The following is a 25,933-nucleotide window of genomic DNA, read 5'->3' on the forward strand; positions in this document are numbered from 1 at the left end:
ACACACGGGGGTGCGCAACGGCCTGGCCATAATTTCAACCAATCAATAAAACAATCGGCATCAACAAACTTGGCACACTATTGAGTTCTCAAACAACAGACACTAACCGGCACCACCAGAACCCCTAACAGGGCCACAGGATCGCTCCGGAGCAACTTTTCAAACTTACCCGATCAACCGGATCCATGCAAATCAACGTTTCCGCGATTTTCGATCCCGCCACATCGGCCCCACCCGGCACCGGCACGCCCAAAAGCGCACCATTTTCCAGGCTGTTATCAAAGGGGTTGGCCCCCGCAGTTCCCAGCACCAGGCTGTCTCACTCGCGGCGACTCAGAAGACATTACACGCCCACCAGCCCCGGAACAAATCGCCCCGAACACCACCCCAATACCCCGCAAACACACGCCAAACAACACCATCCACGGCTCAGAAACAGCCCGGAAGCACCAAAACAACTTCCGTGAAGCCCATCACACCAGCCAAAGCCCCCCGCCCCAGACAGCCGCGGCACCCAGCCCAGCAACCGCCGTCGAACTCCCCACCACGCAACCCAAACCCCCTCACGACGTGAGAGAACGATGCTCGAAACACGTCAGGACGTGACAGAACGATCCCCGAAACACCTCAGGACGTGAAAGAAGGATGCTCGAAAACAACGATTACGTGAGAGAAGAACCGCCAAAAGGCCTCAGGATGTGAGAGAACAACCGAAGGGGGCGGCGGTCATCCGGCAGCGCGCGTCCAAGCGAGGCACGAGCGAGCGCGCAGAGGATGACCCCCGCCCCTGGGCATCATCAAACCGGCACCAGAACAGCCTTAAACGCAGAAAAGGCCGGCAACCATAACGGTTACCGGCCCTTTCAGAGCTTCGTGATTACCAGGAAGACTTGGTGATGCCCGGGAGCTCACCGCGGTGAGCCATGTCGCGGAAGCGAACACGGGAGATACCGAACTTCTGGAAGGTGCCGCGGGGACGGCCGTCGATCTGGTCGCGGTTACGCAGACGGATCGGGGAGGCGTTGCGGGGCAGCTTCTGCAGGCCGAGGCGTGCAGCTTCGCGTGCTTCGTCAGTCGCGTTGGGGTCAACCAGGGTCTTCTTCAGTTCGAGACGCTTGGCAGCGTAACGCTCAACAATGACCTTGCGCTGCTCGTTGCGAGCAATCTTGGACTTCTTTGCCATGTGTTTAGCGCTCCTCTCGGAATTCGACGTGCTGGCGGATCTTGGGGTCGTACTTCTTCAGGACCAGACGGTCAGGATCGTTACGACGGTTCTTGCGCGTTACGTAGGTGTAACCCGTGCCCGCAGTGGACTTCAGCTTGATGATCGGACGTACGTCCTTGTCCTTTGCCATTAGAGCTTTACTCCTCGTGCCAGGATGTCGGCGACGACAGAGTCGATGCCGCGTACGTCGATTGTCTTGATGCCACGGGCTGACAGGGTCAGCGTGACGTTACGGCGCAGGGACGGAACCCAGTAGCGCTTCTTCTGAATGTTCGGGTCGAACCGACGCTTGTTGCGGCGGTGCGAGTGCGAAATGCTGTGTCCAAAGCCCGGCTCGGCCCCGGTCACTTGGCAGTGTGCTGCCATGACTCTCCTCCAAAGATTGAATGTAACGGTGTGCAGATGTTCCTGCGTTACCGTGCGACAGGCAGCGTTCGCGTCCGATCCATACCATTTCGGTAGTTTCCGCATCAAGTACGGCGAAGAAGGTTGGGCCTCAGAACCGGGCAGTGATAAACACTGGAACAGATCCTGAGATACCGGGCGAATACAGGAATGCACGCAACTTGAGCCCCTAACTACCGGCCATCGGGATGTCAGTCAGACTGACCTCACCGCCAACCGGAGCAATTGCACACGATCCGCACTACCTAGCGCCTAACTATTCTACGGGCCAGGCCAAATTAAGACCAATCAGGAATCATAAGCCCTCACAAGCCCTTTCACAGCAGAACGAAAGGATCATTGGCGAGTCTTGGATCATGACATCGCTTCTCTCACGTGTTTCGGGTGCTGAACGGTCCTCGGCGCCGGGCCCACGGACGCAACCAGCCGCCGTCGAACCCTTTCGGGCGCAAGCCCGACGACGGCTGGCCCGGGCCGACCTTCTGGGTTTCCTCGGGTGGGTGTCACCGGTGGTCGCGGTCGCCTTGTGGCTCGCAGACGGCGGTGCAGCCGGGTTCTCCTCCTTTGCCGGAACAGCGACAGGCCTGGGAATCGTGGCTGGTTTGGTCGGCATGGATGTGGTCCTCCTCATGCTGCTCCTCGCAGCCCGGATCCCGTTGATCGACAACACAATCGGGCATGACCGTGCTCTTGAGACCCACAAATCACTGGGCAAGCCAGCCCTGTACCTGCTGCTTGCACATGGGCTCCTCATCGCGGTCGGTTATGGCGCGGCAGAAGGGCTTGACCCTGTCAGCGAGGCCGTGTCCCTGTGGGTCAACGTGCCGGATATGTGGCTTGCATTCGTCGCTATGGCGCTGTTCATCGCCGTGGTGGTGACCTCGCTGGTGGCCATCCGTCGCAGGTTCCCTTATGAATTCTGGTACGTCGTCCATCTCCTGACGTATGCAGCCGTGGCAACGGCCATCCCCCACCAGTTCAGCGTTGGCGGACTCTTTGCCGAAGGAACCTGGCAGCGCTGGTATTGGCTGGCCATCTGCATCGGAACGGGCACGGCGCTCCTGTTCTACAGGATTTACAAGCCACTCGCAGCGACATTCCGGCATGAGCTCAGGGTCAGCCGCGTGGTCCGTGTTGCATCAGACGTCTTCAGCATCGAAATGACTGGACTGCGCCTCGACGAGCTCGCTGGTTCCGGCGGGAGATTCTTCATCTGGAGGTTCCTGGCTCCCGGATTCTGGTGGCAGCCGCACCCCTTCAGCCTGTCCGCCGAACCCCTTCCGGCCACGGGCACTACGGCGGGCAAACTCCGTATCACGGTCCGGAACCTGGGCGACGGATCGGACCGGCTGGCCCGCCTTAGGCCCGGCACCAGAGTCGCCCTTGAAGGACCCTATGGGATGTTCAGCACCGCAGCCCGGTCCCGCAACAGGGTGGTGATGATCGGCGCCGGCATTGGCATCACTCCTCTGAGATCGCTGCTGGAATCCACCCCATTTGAGTCTGGTAGTGCAACTGTTTTGCTGCGCGGACACGACGAATCAGAGCTCTTCCTTGGGAAGGAAATCATGGCCCTTTGCCAATCCCGCGGCGCAACGCTCTTCCACCTGACCGGCCCGCGCTCCGCACGCTCCAACGAATGGCTGCCCGAATCAGCCGTCCAAGCCGGTTTCACGCTCCGCTCCTATATCCCGGACGTGGCCAACGCCGACGTCTACGTCTGCGGCCCTGCTGGCTGGGCCGGCAAAGTGGTGCAGGATGCACAGTCGGCCGGGCTACCTCCAGAACAAATCCACTACGAAAGGTTCGAATGGTGAGAATCCGGGCAGCAATGGCAACGGCCCTGGCCTCCGCGGGCATCCTGCTCGCGGGCTGGCAATCAGGCGCCCATGTGGCCGAAACAGGTACTTCCACCACAACAAGCCTGAGCAGCAGCCTGTCGGCAGGCGATTCGGCGGAGAACGGCAGCACCTCCACCGGGGGCGGCAGCAGCACGGAAAGCACGACGGCGGCAACGTACGACGGCGCGTCGGTCGGGACCCGTTTCGGCACAGTCCAGGTGCAGGTGACAATCCAGAATGGCAAGATCACCGAGGTCACGCCCCTGCAACTCACCGATGCGGAACGGAAATCCGCACAGATCAGTAGCCGGGCAGCACCGGTCTTGCGATCCGAGGTCCTACAGGCCCAGTCAGCCAATGTACAAACAGTCAGTGGCGCGACCGTCACCAGTGAGGCTTATCTCACCTCCCTCCAGGCGGCCCTCGATGCAGCCAACTTTTAACGGCGAAAAGCTCCGTGCGCGTACCTTCCGCAGCATGGGCACTGTGGTGAGCCTGACCGTGGCGAGCGGCACGTCCGCGCAAACCGCCCTCGATGAGCTGCAGTCCGCCGTCGACGTCGTCGAAGAGATATTTGCGCAGCTCGACCTGACGTTCAGCCTTTACCGCAAAGGATCTGAGGCAAGCCGGCTGGCCCGTGGCGAACTGACGTTGGCTTATGCCTCGGAGTTAATACAGGAACTCTATGCGGAGGCCTCGGAATGGCGCGTGGACACCGAAGGTGCGTTCACGGCTGAGCGACCGGACGGCGCGTTGGATCTTTCGGGAATCGTCAAAGCCCACGCCATGCGCGAAGCTGCACTGTCCTTAGGTGCGCTCGGCCTGCACGATTGGTGCCTCAACGCTGGCGGGGACGTGCTGGTGAACGGATCAGCCGGGCCCGTGGACTCTGCCTTTGAAGATCCCAACCTGTGGCTGGCGGGCATCGTTGATCCGTTCGATCGCCAGAAGCTGCTCAGTACATACCGCCTCAGCGCCTCGGCCGAAGGCGGAATGACCGCCTTGGCAACGTCTGGCTCGACTGAAAGGGGAGAACACATTTGGAGCGTCGGGGCCGAACGGATGGAGTTTGTTCAGGTTTCCGTCGCGGCACAGGACATCGTCACGGCCGACGTCCTGGCAACGGCAATCGTCGCGGGCGGAACGCGAACCTTGGACCAGGCAGTGGAGAAATGGGGCGTCGAAGTACTCGCGGTTGGCAGGGCCGGGACTTTGCTCGCCACGCCGGGTTTCCGTAACCGCGCCTGAGCCCCGCCCATTAGACCGGGCGGATCAGAGCCGGATACTTCGGGCTAAGCCCATCGCCCGAGGACGTTCCCCGCACACGACGCACTACCCACGGACCGGCGAATTCCCGGACCCATCGCGCATTTGCCCGGATGGCTTCGGACCTGTTCAGCGCGGGAAGCGGCGCGAGTTCGGGGACCTCGAGCACATGCTCATGCTCAAGGACGTCCAGCACACGCTTGGCCATATTGACGTGGCCCGCCGTCGACATGTGCATCCGGTCCTGCGCCCACATCCGGACGTCGTAGTACTCATCGAACCGCCAGTAATCCACCAGCAGGGCACCGTGGTTCTCGGCAATTTCGCGGAGCAACTCGTTGTAGATCGCGGTCCGACCACGCATGGTGCTAAAAACCTTGGAACCGCGGGCGTCAAAGCCCGTGAAAAGCACTACGGTGGCTCCCGTCGCGCTTAACTTGGCGATGCCGGCGTCGTAATCCTCCAAAAGCGAATCAATATCGATCTTGGGCCGCAGGATGTCGTTGGCACCGGCGTACATCGTCACCAAAGTGGGCTTCAGTGCAACTGCCGCGTCCACTTGTTCTGCCATGATTTGGCGGAGCTTCCTGCCGCGGATTGCGAGGTTGGCATAGCCGAAGTCCTCGTTGCTGTGGGCCAACTGCCGGGCAACGACGTCGGCCCACCCCCGGACGCCGTTGGGGCGGGTTGGGTCGTCGTCACCAACGCCCTCGGTGAAGGAATCCCCTAAGGCAACATAACGGGCAGAAAAATCCATGCCGTCAGTCTGCCATTAGCCGACCGTTTGGGTAAAAAGCTACGACTCCCGCAGGATCCAGTGGTTATTGTCCAGCCGGGAGACGATTTTCTCGCCGATGCGCGCGAGGTCCGCGACGTCGTCGGGCGAAAGTGAGTCGAGCATCAGCGCCCGCACGGACTCAACGTGACCGGGAGCGAGGGCCACAATAGTGGACATGCCGGCCTCGGTCAGGTGGGCAACGGTGACCCGCGCGTCGCCCGGGTGCGCCTGGCGTTCCACCCAGCCGCGCTTCTGGAGTTTGGTGACCACGTGCGACAGCCGCGATAGCGAGGCGCTGGTCCGGGCCGCGAGCTCGCTCATGGGCAGGTACCGGCCCTCGGTTTCCGAGAGCATCGCCAACACGTTGTAGTCGAACAGCGACAATTTCCCGGCAGACTGAAGCTGCGTATCCAACGCCGACGGAAGCAAGGTATTGATGCTCAGGAGGGCCAACCAGGCACGGCGTTCGTCGGCATTAAGCCAGCGGGGTTCAGTCATGGATCCATCTTAGGAGAATTAGCCGGTTGGCCCGGCCTTGCTGCAGCCGCAAACGGTAGGCTGACGGAATGTTCGTTGTTGCCCTGACCTACAAAGTTCCGGACGAAATCGTCGATTTCCACCGTCCAGGCCACATGGCCTGGCTTAAGGAAGCGTTCGACGCCGGCGTGTTCCTTGCGTCGGGGCGTCGCGTTCCAGCCACGGGCGGCGTGTTGCTCTCCAAAGCTGACCGGGCAACGCTGGATGACTCACTGGCCAAAGACCCGTTCTTCAGCAACGGCGTGGCCGAGTTCGAGATCATTGAATTCACGGCGACCAGCGTGGCCGAGGGCTACGAGAACCTGCTGGACGACTGAGGCTTGCTGGGCAGCTTCACTGCGTAGCCTGCTGGTTTTCGACGAGTTTCTTCAGCCCACCCTTCCGTGGGACCTTCACGGGCTGGGGCCAGCGGGGATTCAGGGAGTCCCCCAGCGTGACGCCGCGGAGTTTACGTCCAAAGAGGGGCAGCACCCAGTCGTTCACCCAGCGCCGCTGCCTGCGTTCCCATTCGCGCATGGTCATTCTTTGGGGTGGGTCCCATTGCTTCGGAGAAATCTTGTGCGGGACGTTTAGGTGGTCCAGGACCTGGGCGGCGAGGTATTTATGGCCGGCTTTGGACATGTGAAGCCGGTCAGGGGCCCACATCCGTGAATCTTTGTAGGCGTCGAAGCACCAGTAATCCACCAGGATCGCCCCATATTTTGCAGCAACATCACGGACCTTTTGGTTATACATTGTGTTGCGCTTTTTGAATGGTTCCAGGACGGCTGAGACCTTCACGTCAAAGCCGGTAAAAAGGACAATAGTGGCCCCACTCTCGCTCAGGCGCGCGACAAGCAACTCGTAGTCATTAAGGAGCGCGTCCATGTCCGTGCCAAAGTCCAGGATGTCATTGCCGCCGGCATACAAGGTGATGAGTGTTGGTTCCATGGCCAGGGCGGGCTCGAGCTGTTCATCGATGATGTGCCGGAGCCTTTTACTGCGCACTGCGAGATTCGCGTACTCCCAGCCCGGCTGCGCTTTGGCCAATTTCTCGGCGACCCGGTCTGCCCACCCGCGAACCCCATTGGGCAGCACCTTGCTCGGGTCCCCCACGCCCTCGGTGAAGGAATCCCCAAGGGCGACGTACCGCCGTCGTCCGCTGTGCCCAGCCGCGCAACTATCCAGYATCCACCCAAAGCTACCCACCCCCGGTTACACCCCAACCAACCCAAAGTGAACAGGACGAACGGGAAGTGAAAGAACATCCCCCAAAAACCGGCGGGAAATGAGAGAACGTCCCCCAAAAACCGGGGGGAAGTGAGAGAGCATCGGAAAGGCGACGTGCCCGCAAGGCCGCAGCGGCAGTTTTGTGTGGGAGCGCATCGAGGACGCTTGGCGGGGATCCGGCAGCGTGCGTCAAAGCGACGAAGGAGCAGCACGCCGAGGATGCGCGCCAAGCGGCCGGACCCAAACGGCCCAACCCAGCCACGGACCCAGCCGGCAACTACAACACGCTCAGCCCTCCGCCTTGCCTCGCCGCCAGTACCCCATGAAGGCAACCTGCTTCCGATCAATTCCAACGTCCCGCACCAAGTACCGCCGCATTTCTTTGATGACGAACGCTTCCCCGGCGATCCAAGCGTAGAAGGGCAGCGCACCGGCAGGCAAAGTGGGGTTCTTGGTGGCTTCGATGGCTGCGGTGTCCATGCGTTGCGGGGTTTCCCAGAGGATGTCCTGATCCACGTTGACGTCTTCGGGCTCGGGACCGGCAGCGGAGTCTGTGCCCTTGAGGCCTACCCACCCGGGGACGGGGACAGCCTTGCTGACGGCTTCTTTGAGGAGTTCGCCGTGGGGGCGTGAGCGTCCAATTGCTGCACCGCGGGCGAGCCAGGTGATTTCGATATCGGCAGCCGTGGAGATGTCCTGGAAGTCGCCGGCTTCGGGTACTTCGAGGAAGGCGTGGCCGGTCATGTCGGCGGGCAGGCTTTCCAAGATTGCGCTGATGGCAGGGACGGCGGTTTCGTCGCCGGCGAGCAGGACTCTCTGGGCCAGGCCGGGGCGCCATTCGATGCCGCCGTAAGCACCGGCCGTGGTGCACTGCGCTGCGCGGTTGTTGGGGCCGATGATGGTGATGGCGTCCCCTGGTTTCGCGCCCACCGCCCAGTTGGCCGCGGGCCCGCCGTTACCTGCGTCGTCGAAGTGCATGACAAAGTCGATGTCGATTTCGGGGTAGACGGCATCGAGACGTTCAGCCCTGACCGTGTAGGTGCGCATTGCTCCCCGGACGGAAGCATCCATGGCCAACCATTCCTGGTACCACCCGGCTTCTTCCATCTTGAACAGAGGCAGCGGAATGACGTTGCCGGCCGCGTCGCATGAAGGAATCATCAGCTTCACGCGCAGGTCCAAAGTGTCCCCTGCAACGCCGAAGCCGCGCAGTGAGTAGCCTCCAAACGTGATCCGGCGGAAGTTCGGGCTCAAGTCCTGCACGGCCGAGACGGTGACGTCGAAGGCGACGGTCATCGGTTCCACGGCGGCGCTCGCTTGGGTCCGTGTTGGTTGGGCACTCATGAGGCGATCTCCAGTTCGTTGGTTGAAACGGGCTGTGCGTGGTGGCGTCCTATGGGGACAATGAGCGGTGTTCCCGAGATGGGGTCGGGAACCACCCGGGATTCGAGGCCAAAGACGTCGTAGACCAGTTGCTCGGTCACTACAACGAGTGCGGGTCCTTCGGCCACAATGCGTCCGCCCTTCATGGCGATGACGTGGTCGGCGTAGCGTGCGGCGAGGTTGAGGTCGTGGAGCACGATCGCCACGGTGGTTCCCCGGCTGCGGTTGAGGTCTGTAATCAGGTCCAACACTTCAACCTGGTGCGCGAGGTCAAGGTACGTGGTGGGCTCGTCAAGCAGCAGCACGTCGGTTTCCTGCGCCAGGGCCATGGCAATCCAGACCCGCTGGCGCTGGCCACCGGATAGTTCGTCGACGCTTCGCTCGGCGAGTTCCAGCGTGGAGGTGGCGTCGAGCGCGCGCTGCACCGCGGCGTCGTCGGAATCGCTCCAGCTGCGGAAGAAGCCTTGGTGCGGGTAGCGACCGCGGCCCACGAGGTCGCGCACGCTAATACCGTCCGGAGCGGTGGGGTGCTGCGGGAGCAGGCCCAACGTGCGGGCAAGCTCGCGAGCAGGCCGGGAGTGGATGTCCTTGCCGTCGAGGGTGACGGCACCGCCGGCGGGCTTGAGCAGCCGCGACAATCCACGAAGCAGCGTGGACTTACCGCAGGCATTGGCGCCTACGATCATGGTGACTTTGCCTTCGGGGATTTCGGTGGTGAGACCCTCAACCACCTTGCGCTGCTCGTATTGAAGTGTCAGGTCCTTGGCATTAAGGACGGCCATGTCAGGCTTCCTTTCGATTCGAGGTGACCAGCAGCCACAGCAGGAAGGGAGCACCGAGGGCGCCGGTGATGACGCCGACCGGAAGGACGGTTCCGTCGAGGATGACGGGTGCGATGTTGGAGGCGAAGAAATCTGCGGCCAACACGATCAGCGCACCGGTAAAGGCCGACGCCGGGAGGCTGGGTTTCCGGACAATACGACGTGCAATTGGCCCGGCCAGGAAAGCGACGAACGCAACGGGACCGGCAGCGGCCGTCGCGACGGCGGCAAGCCCGACGGCGGTCAACACCAGTCCCAGCCGAGTGGCGTTGACCCTAATGCCTAGACCGGCGGCTGCATCGTCGCCGAGTTCGAGGATGCGCAGCGGGCCGGCCAGGATGATGACAGCCGGAACCAGGACCAGCAAGGAGGCCGTGAGGATCCCGGCGCGCTCCCAAGTGGCAGAATTCAGCGAACCGTTTAGCCAGACGAGGACGTCCGCTGCGGTACGGATGTCTGCACGGGTCATGAGAAAGTTGACCACTGCATGAAGTGCAGCAGCGATACCAACACCAGCCAGAATGAGGCGGTTGCCTGCAGCGTTGCCGCGGCTGCCTCCACCAGCCCCGGAGCCGCCGCGGGAAATCGCGTAGATGATGGCAGCAACACCCAGCGCGCCGCCAAGAGCTGCCCAGGAAACGACGGCCCCGGAAGCACCAAAGATCACGATGGCCGTCACGGCTGCAGCACTGGCGCCGTAACTGATACCAATGACGTCCGGGCTGGCCAGCGGATTGCGCAGCATGGTCTGGAACAGTGCACCGGCCAGGCCAAAGGCCACGCCGATCAGCGTTCCAACGGTAGCGCGCGGCAGTTTGTGCTCCATCACGATGAAGCTGGCTCCTGGAATTTTCTCGCCCCCGGTCAGGTGGTTGATGACGATGGTGAAGAAATCGGGAATGGTGACGGTGTAGCTGCCCAGCAGTACGTACACGGCGAACATCACCACGAGGGCGAAGCCCAGAAAAAGCGTGGGGCTCAGCACGCGCCGAAGTGACATTTGATGCCCATGTTTGTGGGAATCATTGGTGTTAAGTGCCAACTCGGTGGGGAGTTTGTGAACGGTGGTCACAGCCCGGCCCCCTTTCCGCGGCGGATGAGCCAAACGAAGACCGGCGCCCCCACGAGCGCGGTCATGATGCCGGCGGGAACTTCTCCCGGAAGCAGGACCACGCGGCCGATCACATCGGCGATGATCAGCAGGATGGGCGCCGAGATCGTGGAGAACGGCAGGATCCAGCGGTAGTCCGGACCAGTGAGCGAGCGAACAGCGTGCGGAATCACAAGGCCGAGGAAGCCAATGGGTCCAGCCAGCGCAGTAGCGGATCCGCATAGCAAGACGATCCCCAGGCCAATGATTCCGCGGGACAGGGCAACATTCTGGCCAAGTCCACGGGCGATGTCGTCACCCAAGGCGAGGCTGTTCAAGATGCGGCCACTGGCCAGGACGATCACGGCGCCGACGGCCAGGAAGGGAAGTGCGGGCAACAGGACGGACCAATCGCGTCCGCCAATGCTTCCCACCTGCCAGAACCGGAATCGGTCCAAAGTGTCCTGACTTGAAACCAGGATGACGTTCATCAGCGAGAACAAGCCCGCGCTCAGCGCCGCACCCGCGAGGGCGAGCTTGACCGGCGTCGCGCCGTCACGGCCCCTGGATGCGATCGCGTAAACGACGACGGCGGCCGCTGCGGCGCCGATGAAGGCGAACCAAATGTAGCCGGTCAGCGAACCGACGCCGAAAACATAGATGCCCACGACAAGCGCAAGGGCCGCACCCGCGTTGATTCCCAGGATGCCGGGATCAGCCAGTGGGTTGCGGGCCACTCCTTGCATTGCCGCTCCGGCCAAGCCCAGGGCGGCGCCTGCCAGGAGACCCAATACTGTTCGGGGAATCCGTGCGATGACCACTGCGTGGTCGCCGCTGTCTGGATTGAAGTTGGTGATAGCTTCCCAAATGGTGGTCAGGGGAAGTCCGCGCGCGCCGATTGCCAAGGATGCTGCGCACGCAGCGACGAGTACGACGACGGCGACCACCAGCCAGGCACTCCGCCCTCCTGTCACGTTGGGACGGGTTCCCCCTCCCCCGGCATTGCTCCGGGGGTCGCTACCTCGTTGGTTAGCCGGTACAGAAGTGCCGCCAACCTGCCCCACGGAAGCCGCCGCCGTCGTACTCAATTTCATTGCAGTTACTTGCCTGCCGCGTCGGCAGCCTTGTCCGCTGCGCTGCCCAGCTGCGGCAGGAACGTGTCCAGGGCCCACGGCAGGCTCAGTGGCGAGGAGGCGGAGATGGACAGGGTGAGGGTCTGATCAGCGTCGGCAACGAGTGCGCCGGACTTGACGGCAGGTATCTGGCCCAACAGGGGGTCGGCCTTGATGGCATCGGCTGTGGCGGCTTCCGGCACCCACGTCACGAAGACATCGGACTGGAGCTCGTTGGCTTTCTCAGCGGACCACGGGATGAAGAAGTCCTTGTTGGTCTTCGTGTTCTGCTCCACTACCGGAGCGAGCTTCATACCGATTTCAGAGAGGAAGCGCGGGCGGTTGTCGATGGCCGTGTAGACGTTCACGCCGTCGCCCTTTGCCGGTTCCAGGTTGCCGTAGATATAGGTCTTGTCCTTGATCTGCGGGTACTTGGAAACCTTGTCCTTGACGGTGGCTTCGGTGTCCTCTATCAGCTTCTTGGCTTCGGCTTCCTTGCCGAGGGCCTTACCGATGATGGTGGTGCTTTCCTGCCACGGCGTACCGTAGGCGAGCTCCGGGTAGGCAACCACGGGAGCGATTTCCGAAAGCTTCTTGTAATCGGCTTCCTCCAGGCCGGAGTAGGCGCCCAGGATAACGTCCGGGTTCAGCTTGGCGATCTCAGTGAAGTTGATGCCGTCCGCCTCGGAGAACTGCACGGGAGCTTTGTCCGAACCGAAGCCCGCGCCAAGCTTCTCCAGCGCGGCATCCTTCCACGGCGTGGAGCCCTTGTCGTTGTTGCCCCACTCGTTCTTGGGGACGCCAACCGGAACAACGCCCAGGGCTATCGCGACGTCGTCATTGACCCAAGAGATGGTGACTACGCGCTTGGGCTGTTCCTTGATGGTGGTCTCACCGAAAGCGTGCTTGATGGTCACGGGGAAGGCAGCGGTTTCGGCCTGCTCCGTTGCCGGAGACGTGGTGGTGGCAGGCCCGGTGGAGCAGCCGGTGAGGGAAAGGGCGACGGCGGCCAAAGCGGCTGTGGCGGTGCCTGCGGTCTTCAGCAGGGCACGGCGTGGAAGAAGGGAAGCCACGGGACTCCTTAGGTAAGTGATGCGAACCTAAGTAAGGCTAGCCTAGCCTTTGAATAATTACGAAACGTTTGCATCACGTAATCACCTCACCAGGGCATTGCTAAGATATCGGCAGCGGACTACCGCTTCCAGAGAGAACGACGAGTTCCAGAGAGAACGACGAGTTCCAGAGGGAACGACGAGGAGATGAGCGTGCGCACGGATTCCGTTGCAGCAGCCATGGTTGGCGAGGTGGCCATTTTGGCCTGCTTGGCACTCCCCCACCCGTCGGCATCACTCTAGCTCCCAGCCCTGGCACCCCTATTTTGGGTCTCTTTGCTGTGCCTCGCTTTCACTGGTGACCGACGCCCCCTGCCAGTTAACGCGCTCCTGTTTGCGCGACGTCGATCATCTCCGAAAGAAGCTGTGCCGTGCAGAAAATCACTGCCCAACAAATCCGTTCATCGTTCATCAATGCCAGCCGCTCCGAAGCTGCCAAGCTCAATCTTCCCCGCGACTTTGAAACCATCGACTGGGACAACCGTGAATTCCTCGGCTGGCGCGACGAAAAGATGCCCCAGCGCGGGTATCTTGTGGTCCCGCACAGGGACAAGCTCACCGGAATCATGCTTCGCGCTCCCGAAGGTGGCTCCGGAAAGAAGCGCGTGGTCCTTTGTGAATTGTGCCGGGACGTCTTCTCCAAAGACGACGTCTATCTGTGGGTTGCCAAGAAGGCCGGACAGTCAGGCAAGGACGGCAACACCGTGGGGACCCTGATCTGTGCCGAGTTCGGTTGCAGCGCCAATGTGCGCAAGGAACCGCCCGCCAATGAAATCAACCCGGACCCGGCCGTCGTCGTGGTTCGGCAAATCGCCGGGCTCGAAGAGCGGACGGCCCAGTTCCTGGACCGCGTCCGCGGGACCTCCACCCGCTAAAGCCAACGCGGGGTCACTTGTGACCCATTAAGGTCTCCACCATGGGCCCTAAGTGACCCCGCGTTGCTTTATCGGAGGACGATGTCTACGGGGTTGGCTTCGGACCGCCAGGCTCCAGGCTCGCCAGGGCCTGCAATGACGGGAGCCGTGAGCACGCCGGACCGGTTGGTCCGCTTGTCGCGGAGGATTTCCGTGACCGAGCCAAGGTGCCGGGACAGATCGATCACGTTTTCCGGCGCGGCCAGCAACAACTGGAAGCCGAATTCGTGAAGGGCCTTGATTCCGGCCCCGGCGAATTCCTCGGATGCCAGGACAAATGCTTCGTCCATCATCACGGTGCCGTAGGTGGTGAAGCCCTGCTCGGCAATGCCCAGTTGGTAGCTCAAGGCCGCTGCCATGATGAACGCCGTGAAGCGCTGACGTTCACCGCCGGACATGGAACCGGTATCGGCATGCATGAAGACCTCGGTCTTCTTCTTGCCGGCCTTGCCGGTTTTCGCCGACTTTGCGCCAATCTCCCGGTGCTCCTTGCACTGGATAAACAGGTGGCCGCGGACATCCAAAACCTCGGCGCGCCAACGGCGGTCCTCTGGAGTTTGGGAACCGAGACGCTTCACCAGGGTCTCCAGGGATTTGTAGCGGGCGGTGAGCTCGGCGTCGTCGTCGGCCTCTGTTCCAACCGCGGCAGATGCGCTGCGGGAGGGCCGCGTGTGCTTGGCCTTCAGCGCGTTCTGGATCGCATCCTTGAACTGCTTGGCCGTAGCCGGAAGCGTCTGCTTGATGTCCAGTTCCAGATAGCTGCCTTCGTGGAAATTGACCTCGGACAGGATGCCGTTGAGGGGCAGGATCCGGCTGGTGATGCTCCGGCGCTCCTCGTCCAGCAGGTGCAGGAGCGTACTGAACGATTCGTGCGTGCGCTGGTTGAAGAACAGCCGGAACTCCGCCTCCTGGGCGGGCAAGCCATCGCTCACGATCGCGTGATATCGCGATTCGAAGTCCCCGGCAGCACCAATGGACGTGCCATAGTCAGCGCTGATGGCGCTGCCCCAGTCGCGCACGAAAGCCTCGAATATTCGCGTCAGACGCTCTGCCGTAGCCTGGCTGCGTGATTCGGCGGCGTGCAGCTCGTCGAGCAGCTTGTTGCGGACGCTGTTGGCCAGGTTGTCGAGTTCGTAAAGTTCGGACACCTCGCCGACGCCGGCAAAGTACGGTTCCAGCGCGGCAACGGTAGAGCCCGACGGCGGTGCTTGCTCAAGCTTCAACCTCGCGGCATCGAGCAGGCCGTCAGCTGTGACCATCTTTTGGTCGAGCGCTTTGTATTCACTCTGCAGCACGGCGGCCGCGCCTGTGGAGGACTGGTGCTTTTCCCGTACGGCCTCGATGTTGGCGCGCAACGGTTCCAGGTCCGCCTGGGCAGCCAGGGCGTCCGTCAGCCGCTGCTCAATCCGGGTAAGCTCGTCCGCCGCAACCGCTGCGGAGACCTGTTCCCATGGACGCTCATCCTCAGCGACGCGGCGAAGCGCTTCCAGTTGCCGGGCCATCCCTTGGTGGGAATCCTCACGGCTTTGCGCCAATTCGGCAGCCTTGGCCAGCTCGTTTTCCAGCTCGCCCACCCGGGCGGCCACCAGTTCAAGCTTGGACGCATTGTCGAAGCCGAGGACGTAATCCTGTCGGCTCGTGAAACGGTCGTCCTTTTCCACGGTGTGCCGGTTGCGTTTGACCACGCCACCCAGGCTGAGGCCTTTGTCCATCGAAGCAAGCTCGTCCGGGTCCTCCACGCACGGGTACGCAAAGTCCAAGGCGATCCGCTCGCGGATCCACTCCCCGGCGTCGGCATTGGCACCCGAGGTGAGGATGCTCAACTTAGTCAAGAGGTCGCCGTCGGACACGTCCTCCACAGCCAGCGCGCCACCGGCAACGGGCTTGGACACATCCACGGCACGCAGTGCGCCACGGACCGTGTTGTCGTTCAAGTACCGCGTAACAGCAGCGAAGTGCTCTCCCGGGACCAACAGTGTGGTGGCGAGGTTGCGCAGCGCACGTTCTGCGGCCGGACGCCACTGATCCTGGCCCTCGGCGAGGTCGATCAGCTCACCGCCGAACGGCATGCGCTCCTCGGGGATGCCGGTTGCGGCTGCGATCGCGGCTCGGTTCTCAATACTCGACGGCGGCAGCAAAGACTTGCGCGACCGCAACGACAGCAGCTCCTGCTCAGCCGCAGCCAGCTCGCGTTTCTTGGTTGCATGGCCGTCGAAGGCCTCGAAACGGAGCTCCTTCAAAGCCTCCGAATCGTCCTTCAACTCCGCTGAACGCGTGGCAGCCTGCTCATGGGCCTGGTCCCAGCCCTCGGCCGACCATTCAAGGTTCAGCCCGGCATCGGCCAACGCTTTCCTGGCGGATTCCTCCACCTGTTGGCGCAACTTCAGGCTTACACGGGCGTTCTCCAGCGACTGCTCGATAGCCGAAATCGCGTTACCACCGCGGTTGTTGTAATCCAGCTCCAGTTCACGCAGCTCCTTGGCCAAAGCATCCCGGACCGTACGCTCGGCAGCGAGTTCCTGCGCCTTGGACTGCGCCAACTCCTTGAAACGCGCCAAGGTCTTGGCGTGGACCGTGACCGCAAGCTGCTGCTTGTACGCCTCAAATTCCTCGCCAGCCAACTCGCGAAGCCTGTTCGCATCCAACAACGCCTGCGCATAGTCCTTGTTCAGCCCCGGAACCGGCGCCAGTTGGTCGCGCTGCTGCCGGACATCCTCCAACCGCTGCCGGATGGACATCAGGTTGCTGAATTCCTCCACCACATCATCAGCCGCAGCCAACGTAGCCGGAGCATCAAGTACCTGGTCACGGAAGAACGTATTAACGCTGCCGCCAAGGCCCTTCCCGGCCTGGATCACCCGCAGCAGGGGAAGCGCCTGGTCAGAGTTGATGCCAAGGAGCCTGCGGAACCGCTCGGCGAACGCCTTGTGAACGTCGAACACCTGGCCGTCCGGGAAGATCCCTTCCAGGGCACCCTTGGTGAACCTCTTCTGGGCAATCCCCTCGATCGCTTCCAAGTCCAGCGGCTTGTTGTCGATCACGTAAAAACGCCCGACGCTGGACTCCGTACCATTCTTCGGCAAATCAAACAGCGCCGAGACCGTCACCTTCGTGCCGGCCGCATTATCAAACGTCAGCGCGACGGCGGACCAGGTGGCACCCGGGCGCTGGAAGGCACTGGCCGAACCATCGCCAACAGCCTTATCACCGACCTTGCCGCGCATGTAAGTAAACGTGGTCCTCTTGTCCTCCACAGCACCGCCGGACCGCTGGGCAGCAGCCTCATTGGACCGCGGACGGGCATCAAAAACCCGGAGCATGGCATCAAACAGCGTCGACTTGCCGACGCCGGAATTGCCCGTCAAAAGGGTGCCGTTGCGGTCCACGTGCATAGTGTGGGCCCCATGGAACGTGCCCCAGTTGACCACCTGCACGAGTGCCAGGCGCATCTGTCCGGGGTTCGTGAGCTCGCCGAGCGGGAGCATGGTTGCGATCGTCACTTCTGTGTCCCGTCAGTGCTTGTTGCGTCGGTGCTGGTTGCGTTCGCGGCGGTACCGGACACATGCTCTGCATGCTCGGTCGTTCCTCCCTTAGACGCATGCTGCCGCATGTCTCCGGGATCGCCGCTCGTGCCGTTCCCGGCTTCCGAACCCGCGTCAAACCGTTTAGCAAGATCGACGAGGTCGTCGGTTGGATTGACCCCGGCACCATCTTCATTTTCATGGTCAGCGAGGGCGGCTGACGGCGCTGGATCGTCGAGGCCGCTGGCTGGATTGACCCCGGCACCATCTTCATTTTCGTGGTCAGCGTTGGCGGCTGACGGCGCTGCATTGAGGACTTCTGGTACGTCCACGTCGGTGAGGTCGGCACCCAAGGTAGACGACGCCGATGCCGCCCCGGGAGTGGCATCGGGCMTGCCGGAGCCGGGCGGCTCGCTGCTTGCAGCAGAGTCGTCCGGCGAAGGGGCGGGGGCGGCATCGGCGTCGTCGTCCTCACCATCAGAGTCGTGCCCGTCAGCAGCGTCGTCGTCCTCACCATCAGAGTCGTCCCCGTCAGCAGCGTCGTCCTCGTTTGAGGTGTCTGATGAATCCACGTCCAGCAGCGGCTCTGTTCCTGATTCGTCGGCGGCTACCGCTATGAGGGCCTCTATTTGGGCTGGGATGTCGCCGACGTTTTCGAAGGGGAGGGCCAGCGGGAGCGCGTTGCTGATGGTGTACGTGTCGTCCAAGGGGGTGGGGAGGAGGAGTTGGCGGGCCAGGAGTTTGGTGATGGTGCGGGTGACGACGTCGGAGTCGCGGAGTGCATCCTGTTGGCCTGCGGGGGTGTAATTGGCGACGAGGTCTGAGATCTCTTCGCGGGTGATGGTGGGGTCCGTCTGGGCTGTGACGTGACGGTCCAGGAGGAGGCGCAGGCGGAGGAGGACGATGGTTTCCACGCGGCTCAGTGCACGCTGCTGCCGCAGGATGCTTGACCGGGAGCTGGCACCGATGATTTCCGGGTCGACGGGGCGGAGGACGGCGATCTTGCGGTCGTGATCGAGCTGGAGAGTGAGGAACAGTTCGGAGAGGCGGCTGCGGAGGATGAGTTGGTTGTCCAGGAGTGTGGTCCAGAGCTTCTCGTCGCGGCCGCCGTCGATGTAGGGGCCTTTCAGCAGTTTGACCAGCGCGTGACGGACCTTCATCGTCAGCACGCCTGTGTCGCCCGGGAAGAGCGCGGCGCCGTCAACGAATGTGTCCCGCGGGGTGACCCGGAATGGGTCACCATGGCTGGCGTGAGACGCCGTTTCAGCCGCGACTTCAGCCGCCTCAACGATGCCGTGCTCGTCGGCAACGTGCTCAACGGTGACGTGCCCCTCCTCGGTGACGTCCGTCGTCGTGATTTCCTCAGTCATCAGAATCCTCATTCAGCGTGACGACAGGCAGGTACGCAGTGCGGATACTGCCGTCGATTTGTTCGAAGTCGATGTGTTCCCAAGCGGCCCGGTCGAAGGCCGCACCACCATGCAGCGCCATGGACAACAGGGTTCGGACGGTGTTGATGTGTCGTTCCTCTGCTGGCAGGTTTTCCCACGCCTCGCCCAACGTAGTGGCGCCGGCCATCGCGGCCCGCACAGCAGCAGGCTTGGCCTTGCCGGTGCGTGCCGACCGAACCCGATCCGAATCGCTGAAGGCGATGGGGTCCGCCAAGCGGGGTGGGGTCGCGAACTCGTCGGGGTCGAAGAGCTTGACCATGGCCAATGACTCGAAGCCGGCGTTGTACAGAACGGGGCCGCGGACCAGGCCTGGCCGGTCACGTTCGTAGGGCATGGACCTGATGGCTTGCTCTGCCTCAGCTAAGACCTTGCGCAGGCTGACCGACTGACGGACGTCGTCGCTCTGGATGTAAGTGTTCAGGCTCTCGGAGAGCTTGCCGTAGATCCGTTGGATCTGGCTGTGCTGGGTGCGCAGTTCGGCCACGAGGTTCTTCAGCGTTTCGCGGTCCTCATGCGAAAGATCGTCCGCGAACTGACGGCTCAGGACCTCCCCGATCGCAGAGCGGAAACGCAACTGCTGCTGCGGGTCTTCCAGAAAGGCTGTGAAGGAGCGGAACGTTCGGCCTTCGGGACTTTGACGCAGACGTTTGTCGGCCTCCAGAACCTGGGCCATGGTTGCGCCCTTGCTCAGCGACTCCTCGATGATCTGGTTCCGGAGTTCGCCCACCAACTCCTCGATGCGGTCACGCATTTTCTTGTAGTCAGCGGGAAGGCTGGCTGCGAGGTCAAGGATGTTGCCGGCTGCCTCAACAGCCTCTTCGTCGTCCAGGAGGCCGTCGAACTGGCCGGAGCTGATGTCTTCGACGAGTTGCTGGCGCTCCTGGATTTCTTCCTCCAGCGCCTCCAAACGTGCGCTTTGGTCAGGGTTTGTCTCGTTGGCTAGCTTCTCCACATCCCCAAGCAGGGTGCCCAAGCGGGAACCGTTGAGCGTGGAACGCTCGCTTGAGAGGCTGTCCAGGAATGCGAGCACACGCGCCGCTGCTTCGGTGACCTCGTAGACGATCTGGCCGGACTGATTGCGGCGTGTCAGGAACTGCTTGCGCGTCCATTCGTCGCCGAAGGCCTTGCCATTCTGCTGGCCGCCCAGCCCTGGTTCCTGGCGGCGGAGCTGCTCAAGGAAGGCGTCGACGTCGGCATGGAACTCTTCCAGCGGAAGCTGCGGCCGGGTGCGGGTGAAGGAAGCCTGCAGCACCGCGATCACCCAAGGGGCCGAACGTGTGAGGGCCCAGGCTGGACCTTTGGTTAGTTGCTCGAGGTCGCGAAGCCGGGCACTGATGGCGTCGGCGGAGGACATGGCTGAACGGGACAACTACTCTCCTTCAGCTGCTGCGAAACCTGGCTGGCAGCGGAAACTGCCCCGTACAAGGTTAACGCAGAGCATCACCGCCGCGTCGGGCGGTACTGAAAGGGCCGCCGTCGAGCCTTCCAAGCACGATCAGAAGGCTGGCCCCGCAACCATTCCGTAACATACCGCCCGGTTCGGTTTCGATCACATATCGACACGCCTGCGACGCGATTCTGCGCTGGCCGAAAACTACGCCCACCCCTAGTGTCAGATCATCGACGCAGCCACGCCGCGTCTACCCAAGCAGTGTCGCATAGGGGGAACCATGGATTTCGACTTTACCGCTCTGGAAACAGCCACCTACGTATTCATAGGAACGCTGGCCTTCGCCGCCATTTTGGTGGCGTTCATCGCAGCAGCAGCCATAGCAACTATCGTTCTCATCGGCGCCATGGGCATGGCCTGGTACACGGTCAAGGCAGTGCTGGGCGGCTTGGTGCATGGCATCAATTTTGCGTGGGACAGCTTGGTCCACCATGCAGGAAACGTCGAAATCCCGGCCGAATTCCAGCCCCAGGTTTCCCCTAGCACGGGTAGCTACTCGCGGGTAGCATTGAGGGACAGCTGAAGGGTTCCCCACCCGAGGCGGACCCTGGCTCCATCCGGCACAACCGGCTAGAGGAGTTATCCCATGACGTCCGCTACTGACAACAGTCTCACCGCCGCAAGCGTCAACGCCACAGCAGAAGAAGCCCGCGCCGTCGCCGAGGCCGCCCGCGAAACTGAATGGAACCGGCCCAGCTTTGCCAAGGGCCTGTACTTGGGTAGCTTCGACCTCAGCCTGATCCACCCATGGCCACAAGCCAAAACGGAGGACGTGGAGCGCGGCGAAGAGTTCATGGCCAAGCTGGAGGCGTTCTGCAGGTCCATGTCCGGACGGGTGATCGAACGCGACGCGAAGATCCCGGACGAGTACCTTGCAGGCCTCGCGGACCTTGGCGTTTTCGGCATGAAAATTCCCCGCGAGTACGGCGGCCTGGGACTGTCCTTGGTCTACTATGGCCGCGCACTCGCTCTGGTTGGATCCGTTCATCCGAGCCTTGGCGCACTGATTTCGGCGCATCAATCCATCGGGGTTCCGGAGCCGGTCAAGGAATTCGGCACGCCGGAGCAAAAGCAGGAATACCTTCCCCGCTGCGCTGCCGGCGCCATTACGGCTTTCCTCCTGACGGAGCCCGACGTCGGCAGCGACCCCGCCAGGATGGGCGCCACTGCCGTACTCTCGGACGACGGCCGGTCTTACCTTTTGGACGGCGTGAAACTCTGGACCACCAACGGGGTGATCGCCGAGCTCGTGGTTGTTATGGCCAGGGTTCCTGCCCACACCGACGCCGACGGCACCACGCACAAGGGCGGCATCTCCGCGTTCGTCGTGGAGATGGACTCCCCGGGCATCACCGTGGAAAACCGGAACAGCTTTATGGGCCTGCGCGGCATCGAGAATGGTGTGACCCGTTTCCACCAAGTGCGTGTGCCGGTGGAGAACCGTCTGGGCCGCGAAGGTCAAGGCCTCAAAATCGCCCTCACCACCCTCAATACCGGACGCCTTTCCATCCCTGGTCTGTGCGTTGCCGCTGGAAAATGGAGCCTGAAGATCGCCCGTGAATGGTCCAACGCGCGGACACAATGGGGCCGCCCGGTGGGCAAGCACGAGGCCGTAGGAAAGAAGATTGCGTTCATCGCCGCCACCACCTTCGCGTTGGAAGCTGTGTTTGAACTGTCAGCCGAGATGGCAGACGCCGGCCAAAAGGACGTGCGCATCGAAGCCGCGCTGGCCAAGCTCTGGTCCACTGAACTGAGCTGCCGGATCGCCGATGAACTGGTTCAGATCCGCGGCGGCCGTGGCTTTGAAACCGCCGAATCCCTTGAAGCAAGGGGGGAACGCRCCGTAGCTGCCGAGCAACTCCTCCGGGACCTCCGCATCAACCGGATCTTCGAGGGTTCCAGCGAGATCATGAAACTCCTCATCGCCCGCGAAGCCGTGGACGCACACCTTGCCGCCGCGGGCGACCTCGCCTCAGCGGATGCCAGCCTGCAGGACAAGGCGAGGGCCGCCGTCGGGGCTTCAGGTTTCTATGCACGCTGGCTGCCGAAACTCGTTGCCGGAGCAGGCATGGATCCGCGCTCCTACGGTGAGTTCGGGCGATTGGGCAAGCACCTGCGGTTTGTTGAAAGGTCCTCGCGCCGGCTCGCCCGGCAGACTTTCTACGGCATGGGGCGCTGGCAAGCGAAACTGGAACACAAACAAGCGTTCCTGGGCAGGATCGTGGACATCGGCGCCGAACTGTTCGCCATGGCGGCATGCTGTTCTCGGGCCGAAATGCTGCTCCGTACGCACCCGGAACACGGCGCGGCGGCCTTTGAGCTCGCCGATGCCTACTGTGAGCAGGCCCGTGTGCGGGTGGACGAATACTTCGACCAGCTGTGGCGAAACACCGACGACGGCGACCACCAGCTTTCGCGCAAAGTCCTCGCCGGCGATTACGCCTGGCTGGAGGCCGGGGTCCTGGATCAGTCCGAAGGAACCGGGCCGTGGATCGCCGATGCTTCCCCGGGCGCCTCAAGCAAGGAGAACCTGCACCGCAAGTATCGGTAGCCCGCTACAGGACGTCCCCGTCCACGTAATACCAGCGCTTGTCCTCGCGTACGAAACGGCTGTGTTCGCGCTGCACTCCCCGTTCGCCGTCGGACCGGTAGTGCGCAGCGAAATCAACGGTCCCCGTGGTGTCCAAAGGCCCACCCTTGGACTTACCCAGGATGTCGAGCCTTCTCCATTGCATGTCCGCGTCCAGCTCCATGGAAGCCGGGCGAGTAGAGGCGTGCCAGGTACGCAGGAGGTACTCCGGATGGAGGACGACGAACGCCGAATACCGGGACCGCATGAGCTGCTCGGCTGTGGGCGCTTCAGTCTCGCCGCCATGGAAGCGTCCACAACAATCCTCATACTGCTCCCCCGAGAGGCAGGGGCACGCACCGTTGCGGAGTCGGCTGAAATCAGGGGTCACGTTGTCCCAATCCGAGGCTGAAAATGAGAGCTGGACAACATATTTTCCCACGCCATGTAACAGCTTCGAAACAACCCCTGCCAGAGGGTGGTGCGGGGCGTGATTCCGTCGGTGCTGGACCTTAGGCTAGATGTGCAAGCTGGGTGGGCAATGCGCGCATCGCAAAACGACTGCCAGGGGAGGCTACGTGGAGGATCCGACAACACTCGCCATCAACCTGACATATTTGGGCACGGTGGGGATGGCTATCCTCATGTTCCTGGGCCTCGGGTTGGTCATCATCATCACTCTGGTAGTTGCCGGAGTCGGACGGCTTGTGTCAGTGATTCTCCTGGCGATGATCGGCGTCTTCCCCAAGAAGGAAACGGTCGCCATCGTTCATCTGCCTCCTGCTCCGGAACACGTACCCGCTTTGGCGGGTGACGACGTCGATTACTCCAGTCACGCTGTTGAGTCACCTCTTGAAGATCTTGCCTACGTTCCTACCGGTTCCACTGCCGAGGTGGCAGCCCATCCTGTTGTGGCAGAGCCCAAGAAGGATCGCTTTGGCGATGTTCGACGCCGGGCCTCGGATGCCGCTTCTGCCGTCAAGGACGGTGCGTGGAAGGTTAGCCCCAGGAAGGTACCCAAGCCTGCCCAGGTTAAGGAAGTGGTCGAAACACAGACCGCCCACCACCCCTTGCTCGTGGCCGCCAGCAAGGAACCCCCCGTGCTTGCGAAGGACTGGGCCGACGCCGTCGCGGAAGCTGACCGGAGGGCGGCCGAGCGCGCAAAGGCAGAGGAACCGCCCGCCATCAAGGTAACGGTCCGTGAGGTGGGCGAGCCAACACCGCCGTCCAGCAATGAGGAACCACCCGCCCCGAAGGCCCCGGATGCGCAGCAGTCTCCCGGCAGTGGTCCGATTGGGGACAGCGGACCGAAAAAGTCCGGTCCCGCATCCACGAAATCCGGCCAAGGAAACAGCTCGGCCCAAGGGAACAACTCCAAGAAATCGGGCCCGAACACTTCCAAGAATGGAAAGTCTTCGAGCCCGGTCCGTAAGGGTTCGCTCAGCGGGGTAAGCCGCAACTCCTAAGCGGCGAGCTGCCGGAACGCTGCTCCGTGGTAGATCAGTGGTTTGGATTCGTGGTTGATGGTGGTCGCTTTGACCTCGAGGACAACGATCGCGTGGTCCCCGGCGGGCGTCTCGGAGACAACCTCGCACTCGAAACCCAGCACCGCGCCGTCGATCAGAACGGCCCCTGAGTCACTGACGCTGGTGGACAATCCCGCGAAGCGGTCCCGGGTTTTGGAGGACAGCTGAAGGCAGGCCGCTTCCTGACCCTCGGCCAGCACGGACACACCCAACCGGCTGGCCTGCCGAAGCTTGGGCCACGTTGTGGAGGAGTTCTGCACTGCGAACATCACCAACGGCGGTTCCAGTGACACTCCCACCGTGAAGGACGATGCCACCAATGCCTCCGGCGTGAAATCCACCATGGCACTGAAGGCAGCCACTCCGGACGGGAACTGCGCAAATGCAGCCTTGATGGCTGCCGTTTCTTCCACGGTCGTCTGTGTCATTTTTGCTGTCCCCTATCGTGCGTTGCTTGAGTTCCTTTCCCATAATTCACCCGCTTCCGGCAACCGCAATATTTGTTGATTCGAAAGACATTTGTGTTGCCGCATGTCAAGAAATGTCGCGAACTAATGCCCCTTCCATTACCCCGCAAGACGAAAAACGAAGAAGTTCTACCGTTTGCATTTGGGCGTCCTACGGCCGTGTGTAGCCTCGATTGGACATCCCCTTGACCCACCACAGGAAGCCGACATGAGCCTCAACGAGCTACGAACGCTTGGACGCACTGGCGCCCTGATCAGCCCTCTCACCCTGGGTACCTTGAACTTCGGCACCGGCACCGCTCCCACGGGACCTGCGGAGAGCATCCGCATAATCCAGGCTGCGCTCGACGGCGGCATCACCAGCATCGACACCGCCGATATTTACTCGCAGGGCGAGGCGGAAGTCGTGGTAGGCCAGGCAATCCAAGGAAGGCGCGACGACGTATTCCTCGCCACCAAATTCCATGGCCAGATGGGGTCCAACCCAGCGCATGCCGGAAATTCGCGTCGGTGGATTGTCCGGGCTGTGGAGGACAGCTTGAGGCGGCTCAACACGGACAGGATCGATCTCTACCAAGCGCACCGTCCCGACTACAACACCGATCTCCTTGAGACCATCACCACCCTGAACGATCTCATCCGGCAGGGCAAGATCCTCTACTACGGCACCTCGGTGTTCAGCCCCGCGCAGCTCGTCGAGGCACAGTGGATCGCGAACACCAACCACCTGACGCCGCCGGTGGTGGATCAGGTTCCCTATTCGCTTTTGGTTCGCGCCAACGAACGCGACGTTTTCCCCATCACCCAGCAGTACGGCGTCGGGGTTTTGAGTTATGGACCGCTCGACGGCGGGTGGCTGGCTGGCGGTTACCGCGTTGGCGCGGGCCAGCCCGAAAGCTCGCGTTCGGCCGCTGTGCCCGGCCGGTTCGATGTGAACGCGCCCTTCAACCAAGGCAAGCTGCACGGGGCAGACGCACTCGCACAACTGGCCGCCAGGTACGGACTGACCCTCATCCAGCTCGCTGTGGCCTTTGCGTTGAACCATCCAGCCGTCACCAGTGTGATCATTGGACCGCGGACCGAGGACCATCTCACCGACTACTTGAAGGCCGCCGATGTGGTGCTCAACGACGCGGTTTTGGATGAAATCGATGACATCGTGGCCCCCGCCGTCAACTTCCTTGAGCGGGACGCCGGCACGGTTGCTCCCCATCTGGAGTACCCGGAGCTTCGACGCCGCTAGCTCGGCTCCCGTT

Annotated in this window: 24 protein-coding genes and 1 pseudogene; 9 read left to right on the plus strand and 16 right to left on the minus strand. The window is 62.2% G+C overall.

The features are described from left to right. Positions 1-877 precede the first annotated feature (877 nt). From rpsN to rpmB, 3 genes are read right to left on the minus strand one after another with little or no spacing between them, the layout of a single operon-like run. Entirely contained in the window at positions 878-1,183 is a 306-nt protein-coding gene (gene rpsN, locus AB4Y87_RS24125; protein WP_216927432.1) for a 30S ribosomal protein S14, read from the minus strand. A 4-nt stretch (positions 1,184-1,187) separates the two neighbouring features. Then, positions 1,188-1,355: a 50S ribosomal protein L33 gene (gene rpmG, locus AB4Y87_RS24130; protein ID WP_003798558.1), complete on the minus strand. Its 168-nt coding sequence runs from the start codon at positions 1,353-1,355 to the stop codon at positions 1,188-1,190. Beyond that, complete coding sequence (rpmB, locus tag AB4Y87_RS24135; protein ID WP_011776361.1) at positions 1,355-1,591, minus strand: 50S ribosomal protein L28; 237 nt, start codon at positions 1,589-1,591, stop codon at positions 1,355-1,357. The genes rpmG and rpmB overlap by 1 nt, the downstream gene beginning before the upstream one ends. 395 nt (positions 1,592-1,986) lie before the next feature. Here rpmB and AB4Y87_RS24140 point away from each other — a divergent pair, with 395 nt between their 5' ends. The 3 genes from AB4Y87_RS24140 to AB4Y87_RS24150 are packed head-to-tail and all read left to right on the plus strand — an operon-like array spanning position 1,987 to position 4,719. Then, positions 1,987-3,447, plus strand: a complete 1,461-nt coding sequence (locus tag AB4Y87_RS24140) for a ferredoxin reductase family protein (protein WP_442006765.1) — start codon at positions 1,987-1,989, stop codon at positions 3,445-3,447. 14 nt (positions 3,448-3,461) lie between these two features. Further along, positions 3,462-3,914 carry an FMN-binding protein gene (locus tag AB4Y87_RS24145; protein WP_442006766.1) on the plus strand — a complete coding sequence of 151 codons (453 nt, stop codon included), beginning with the start codon at positions 3,462-3,464 and terminating at the stop codon, positions 3,912-3,914. Continuing rightward, positions 3,898-4,719, plus strand: a complete 822-nt coding sequence (locus tag AB4Y87_RS24150) for an FAD:protein FMN transferase (protein ID WP_442006767.1) — start codon at positions 3,898-3,900, stop codon at positions 4,717-4,719. Before AB4Y87_RS24145 ends, AB4Y87_RS24150 begins: the two co-directional genes overlap by 17 nt. Before the next feature lie 10 nt (positions 4,720-4,729). Here AB4Y87_RS24150 and AB4Y87_RS24155 read toward each other — a convergent pair whose 3' ends face one another. Both AB4Y87_RS24155 and AB4Y87_RS24160 read right to left on the minus strand, forming a co-directional pair. Then, on the minus strand, positions 4,730-5,494 hold the full coding sequence (locus AB4Y87_RS24155) for an SGNH/GDSL hydrolase family protein (RefSeq protein WP_442006768.1): 765 nt from the start codon (positions 5,492-5,494) through the stop codon (positions 4,730-4,732). Between the two features lie 39 nt (positions 5,495-5,533). Next, positions 5,534-6,013 (minus strand): MarR family winged helix-turn-helix transcriptional regulator, encoded by a 480-nt coding sequence (locus AB4Y87_RS24160; RefSeq protein WP_216927438.1) that lies wholly within the window; start codon positions 6,011-6,013, stop codon positions 5,534-5,536. A gap of 68 nt (positions 6,014-6,081) precedes the next feature. On the opposite strand from AB4Y87_RS24160, the gene AB4Y87_RS24165 reads away from it, so the two are divergent. Next, positions 6,082-6,369, plus strand: a complete 288-nt coding sequence (locus AB4Y87_RS24165) for a YciI family protein (protein WP_442006769.1) — start codon at positions 6,082-6,084, stop codon at positions 6,367-6,369. Positions 6,370-6,385: 16 nt separating this feature from the next. Here the strand turns inward: AB4Y87_RS24165 and AB4Y87_RS24170 are convergent, their stop codons facing one another. The 6 genes from AB4Y87_RS24170 to AB4Y87_RS24195 all read right to left on the minus strand — a co-directional run bounded on the left by AB4Y87_RS24170 (position 6,386) and on the right by AB4Y87_RS24195 (position 12,740). After that, positions 6,386-7,219, minus strand: a complete 834-nt coding sequence (locus AB4Y87_RS24170; protein ID WP_442006832.1) for an SGNH/GDSL hydrolase family protein — start codon at positions 7,217-7,219, stop codon at positions 6,386-6,388. A 330-nt stretch (positions 7,220-7,549) separates the two neighbouring features. Further along, positions 7,550-8,605, minus strand: coding sequence for a siderophore-interacting protein (locus tag AB4Y87_RS24175; protein WP_442006770.1), 1,056 nt, complete (start codon positions 8,603-8,605; stop codon positions 7,550-7,552). Continuing rightward, entirely contained in the window at positions 8,602-9,426 is an 825-nt protein-coding gene (locus AB4Y87_RS24180) for an ABC transporter ATP-binding protein (RefSeq protein ID WP_442006771.1), read from the minus strand. Before AB4Y87_RS24180 ends, AB4Y87_RS24175 begins: the two co-directional genes overlap by 4 nt. Before the next feature lies 1 nt (position 9,427). After that, on the minus strand, positions 9,428-10,537 hold the full coding sequence (locus AB4Y87_RS24185; protein ID WP_442006772.1) for a FecCD family ABC transporter permease: 1,110 nt from the start codon (positions 10,535-10,537) through the stop codon (positions 9,428-9,430). Beyond that, the gene (locus AB4Y87_RS24190; RefSeq protein WP_442006773.1) at positions 10,534-11,649 is read right to left on the minus strand and encodes a FecCD family ABC transporter permease; all 1,116 of its coding nucleotides are present in this window, start codon (positions 11,647-11,649) and stop codon (positions 10,534-10,536) included. The genes AB4Y87_RS24185 and AB4Y87_RS24190 overlap by 4 nt, the downstream gene beginning before the upstream one ends. Positions 11,650-11,654: 5 nt before the next feature. Beyond that, a complete protein-coding gene (locus AB4Y87_RS24195) occupies positions 11,655-12,740 on the minus strand; it encodes an iron-siderophore ABC transporter substrate-binding protein (protein ID WP_442006774.1) in 1,086 nt (361 codons plus the stop codon). Between the two features lie 410 nt (positions 12,741-13,150). Between AB4Y87_RS24195 and AB4Y87_RS24200 the strand changes: the two genes are divergently transcribed. Continuing rightward, entirely contained in the window at positions 13,151-13,654 is a 504-nt protein-coding gene (locus AB4Y87_RS24200) for an FBP domain-containing protein (RefSeq protein WP_442006775.1), read from the plus strand. 68 nt (positions 13,655-13,722) lie between these two features. Here the strand turns inward: AB4Y87_RS24200 and AB4Y87_RS24205 are convergent, their stop codons facing one another. The 3 genes and pseudogenes from AB4Y87_RS24205 to AB4Y87_RS24215 all read right to left on the minus strand — a co-directional run bounded on the left by AB4Y87_RS24205 (position 13,723) and on the right by AB4Y87_RS24215 (position 20,034). Next, positions 13,723-17,193, minus strand: coding sequence for an ATP-binding protein (locus AB4Y87_RS24205; RefSeq protein ID WP_442006776.1), 3,471 nt, complete (start codon positions 17,191-17,193; stop codon positions 13,723-13,725). 515 nt (positions 17,194-17,708) lie between these two features. After that, positions 17,709-18,584 (minus strand): annotated as a pseudogene (locus AB4Y87_RS24210) (DUF4194 domain-containing protein); the annotation flags it as partial. Then, entirely contained in the window at positions 18,577-20,034 is a 1,458-nt protein-coding gene (locus tag AB4Y87_RS24215) for a DUF3375 family protein (protein ID WP_442006777.1), read from the minus strand. The pseudogene AB4Y87_RS24210 and the gene AB4Y87_RS24215, both read right to left, overlap by 8 nt. 301 nt (positions 20,035-20,335) lie before the next feature. Here AB4Y87_RS24215 and AB4Y87_RS24220 point away from each other — a divergent pair, with 301 nt between their 5' ends. Then, positions 20,336-20,638: a hypothetical protein gene (locus AB4Y87_RS24220; protein WP_431116953.1), complete on the plus strand. Its 303-nt coding sequence runs from the start codon at positions 20,336-20,338 to the stop codon at positions 20,636-20,638. Between the two features lie 63 nt (positions 20,639-20,701). Next, positions 20,702-22,666, plus strand: coding sequence for an acyl-CoA dehydrogenase family protein (locus AB4Y87_RS24225; protein WP_442006778.1), 1,965 nt, complete (start codon positions 20,702-20,704; stop codon positions 22,664-22,666). A gap of 4 nt (positions 22,667-22,670) precedes the next feature. On the opposite strand, the gene AB4Y87_RS24230 is transcribed toward AB4Y87_RS24225, so the two are convergent. Next, entirely contained in the window at positions 22,671-23,075 is a 405-nt protein-coding gene (locus tag AB4Y87_RS24230; RefSeq protein ID WP_442006779.1) for a YchJ family protein, read from the minus strand. A 187-nt stretch (positions 23,076-23,262) separates the two neighbouring features. On the opposite strand from AB4Y87_RS24230, the gene AB4Y87_RS24235 reads away from it, so the two are divergent. After that, positions 23,263-24,150 (plus strand): hypothetical protein, encoded by an 888-nt coding sequence (locus AB4Y87_RS24235; protein WP_442006780.1) that lies wholly within the window; start codon positions 23,263-23,265, stop codon positions 24,148-24,150. Here AB4Y87_RS24235 and AB4Y87_RS24240 read toward each other — a convergent pair. Beyond that, positions 24,147-24,638 carry a flavin reductase family protein gene (locus AB4Y87_RS24240; protein WP_431116957.1) on the minus strand — a complete coding sequence of 164 codons (492 nt, stop codon included), beginning with the start codon at positions 24,636-24,638 and terminating at the stop codon, positions 24,147-24,149. The genes AB4Y87_RS24235 and AB4Y87_RS24240 overlap by 4 nt on opposite strands. A 247-nt stretch (positions 24,639-24,885) precedes the next feature. On the opposite strand from AB4Y87_RS24240, the gene AB4Y87_RS24245 reads away from it, so the two are divergent. Then, on the plus strand, positions 24,886-25,920 hold the full coding sequence (locus AB4Y87_RS24245) for an aldo/keto reductase (RefSeq protein WP_442006781.1): 1,035 nt from the start codon (positions 24,886-24,888) through the stop codon (positions 25,918-25,920). Positions 25,921-25,933 lie beyond the last annotated feature (13 nt).

The sequence above is a fragment of the Paenarthrobacter sp. RAF54_2 genome, from assembly GCF_052113945.1.
GTDB lineage: Bacteria > Actinomycetota > Actinomycetes > Actinomycetales > Micrococcaceae > Arthrobacter.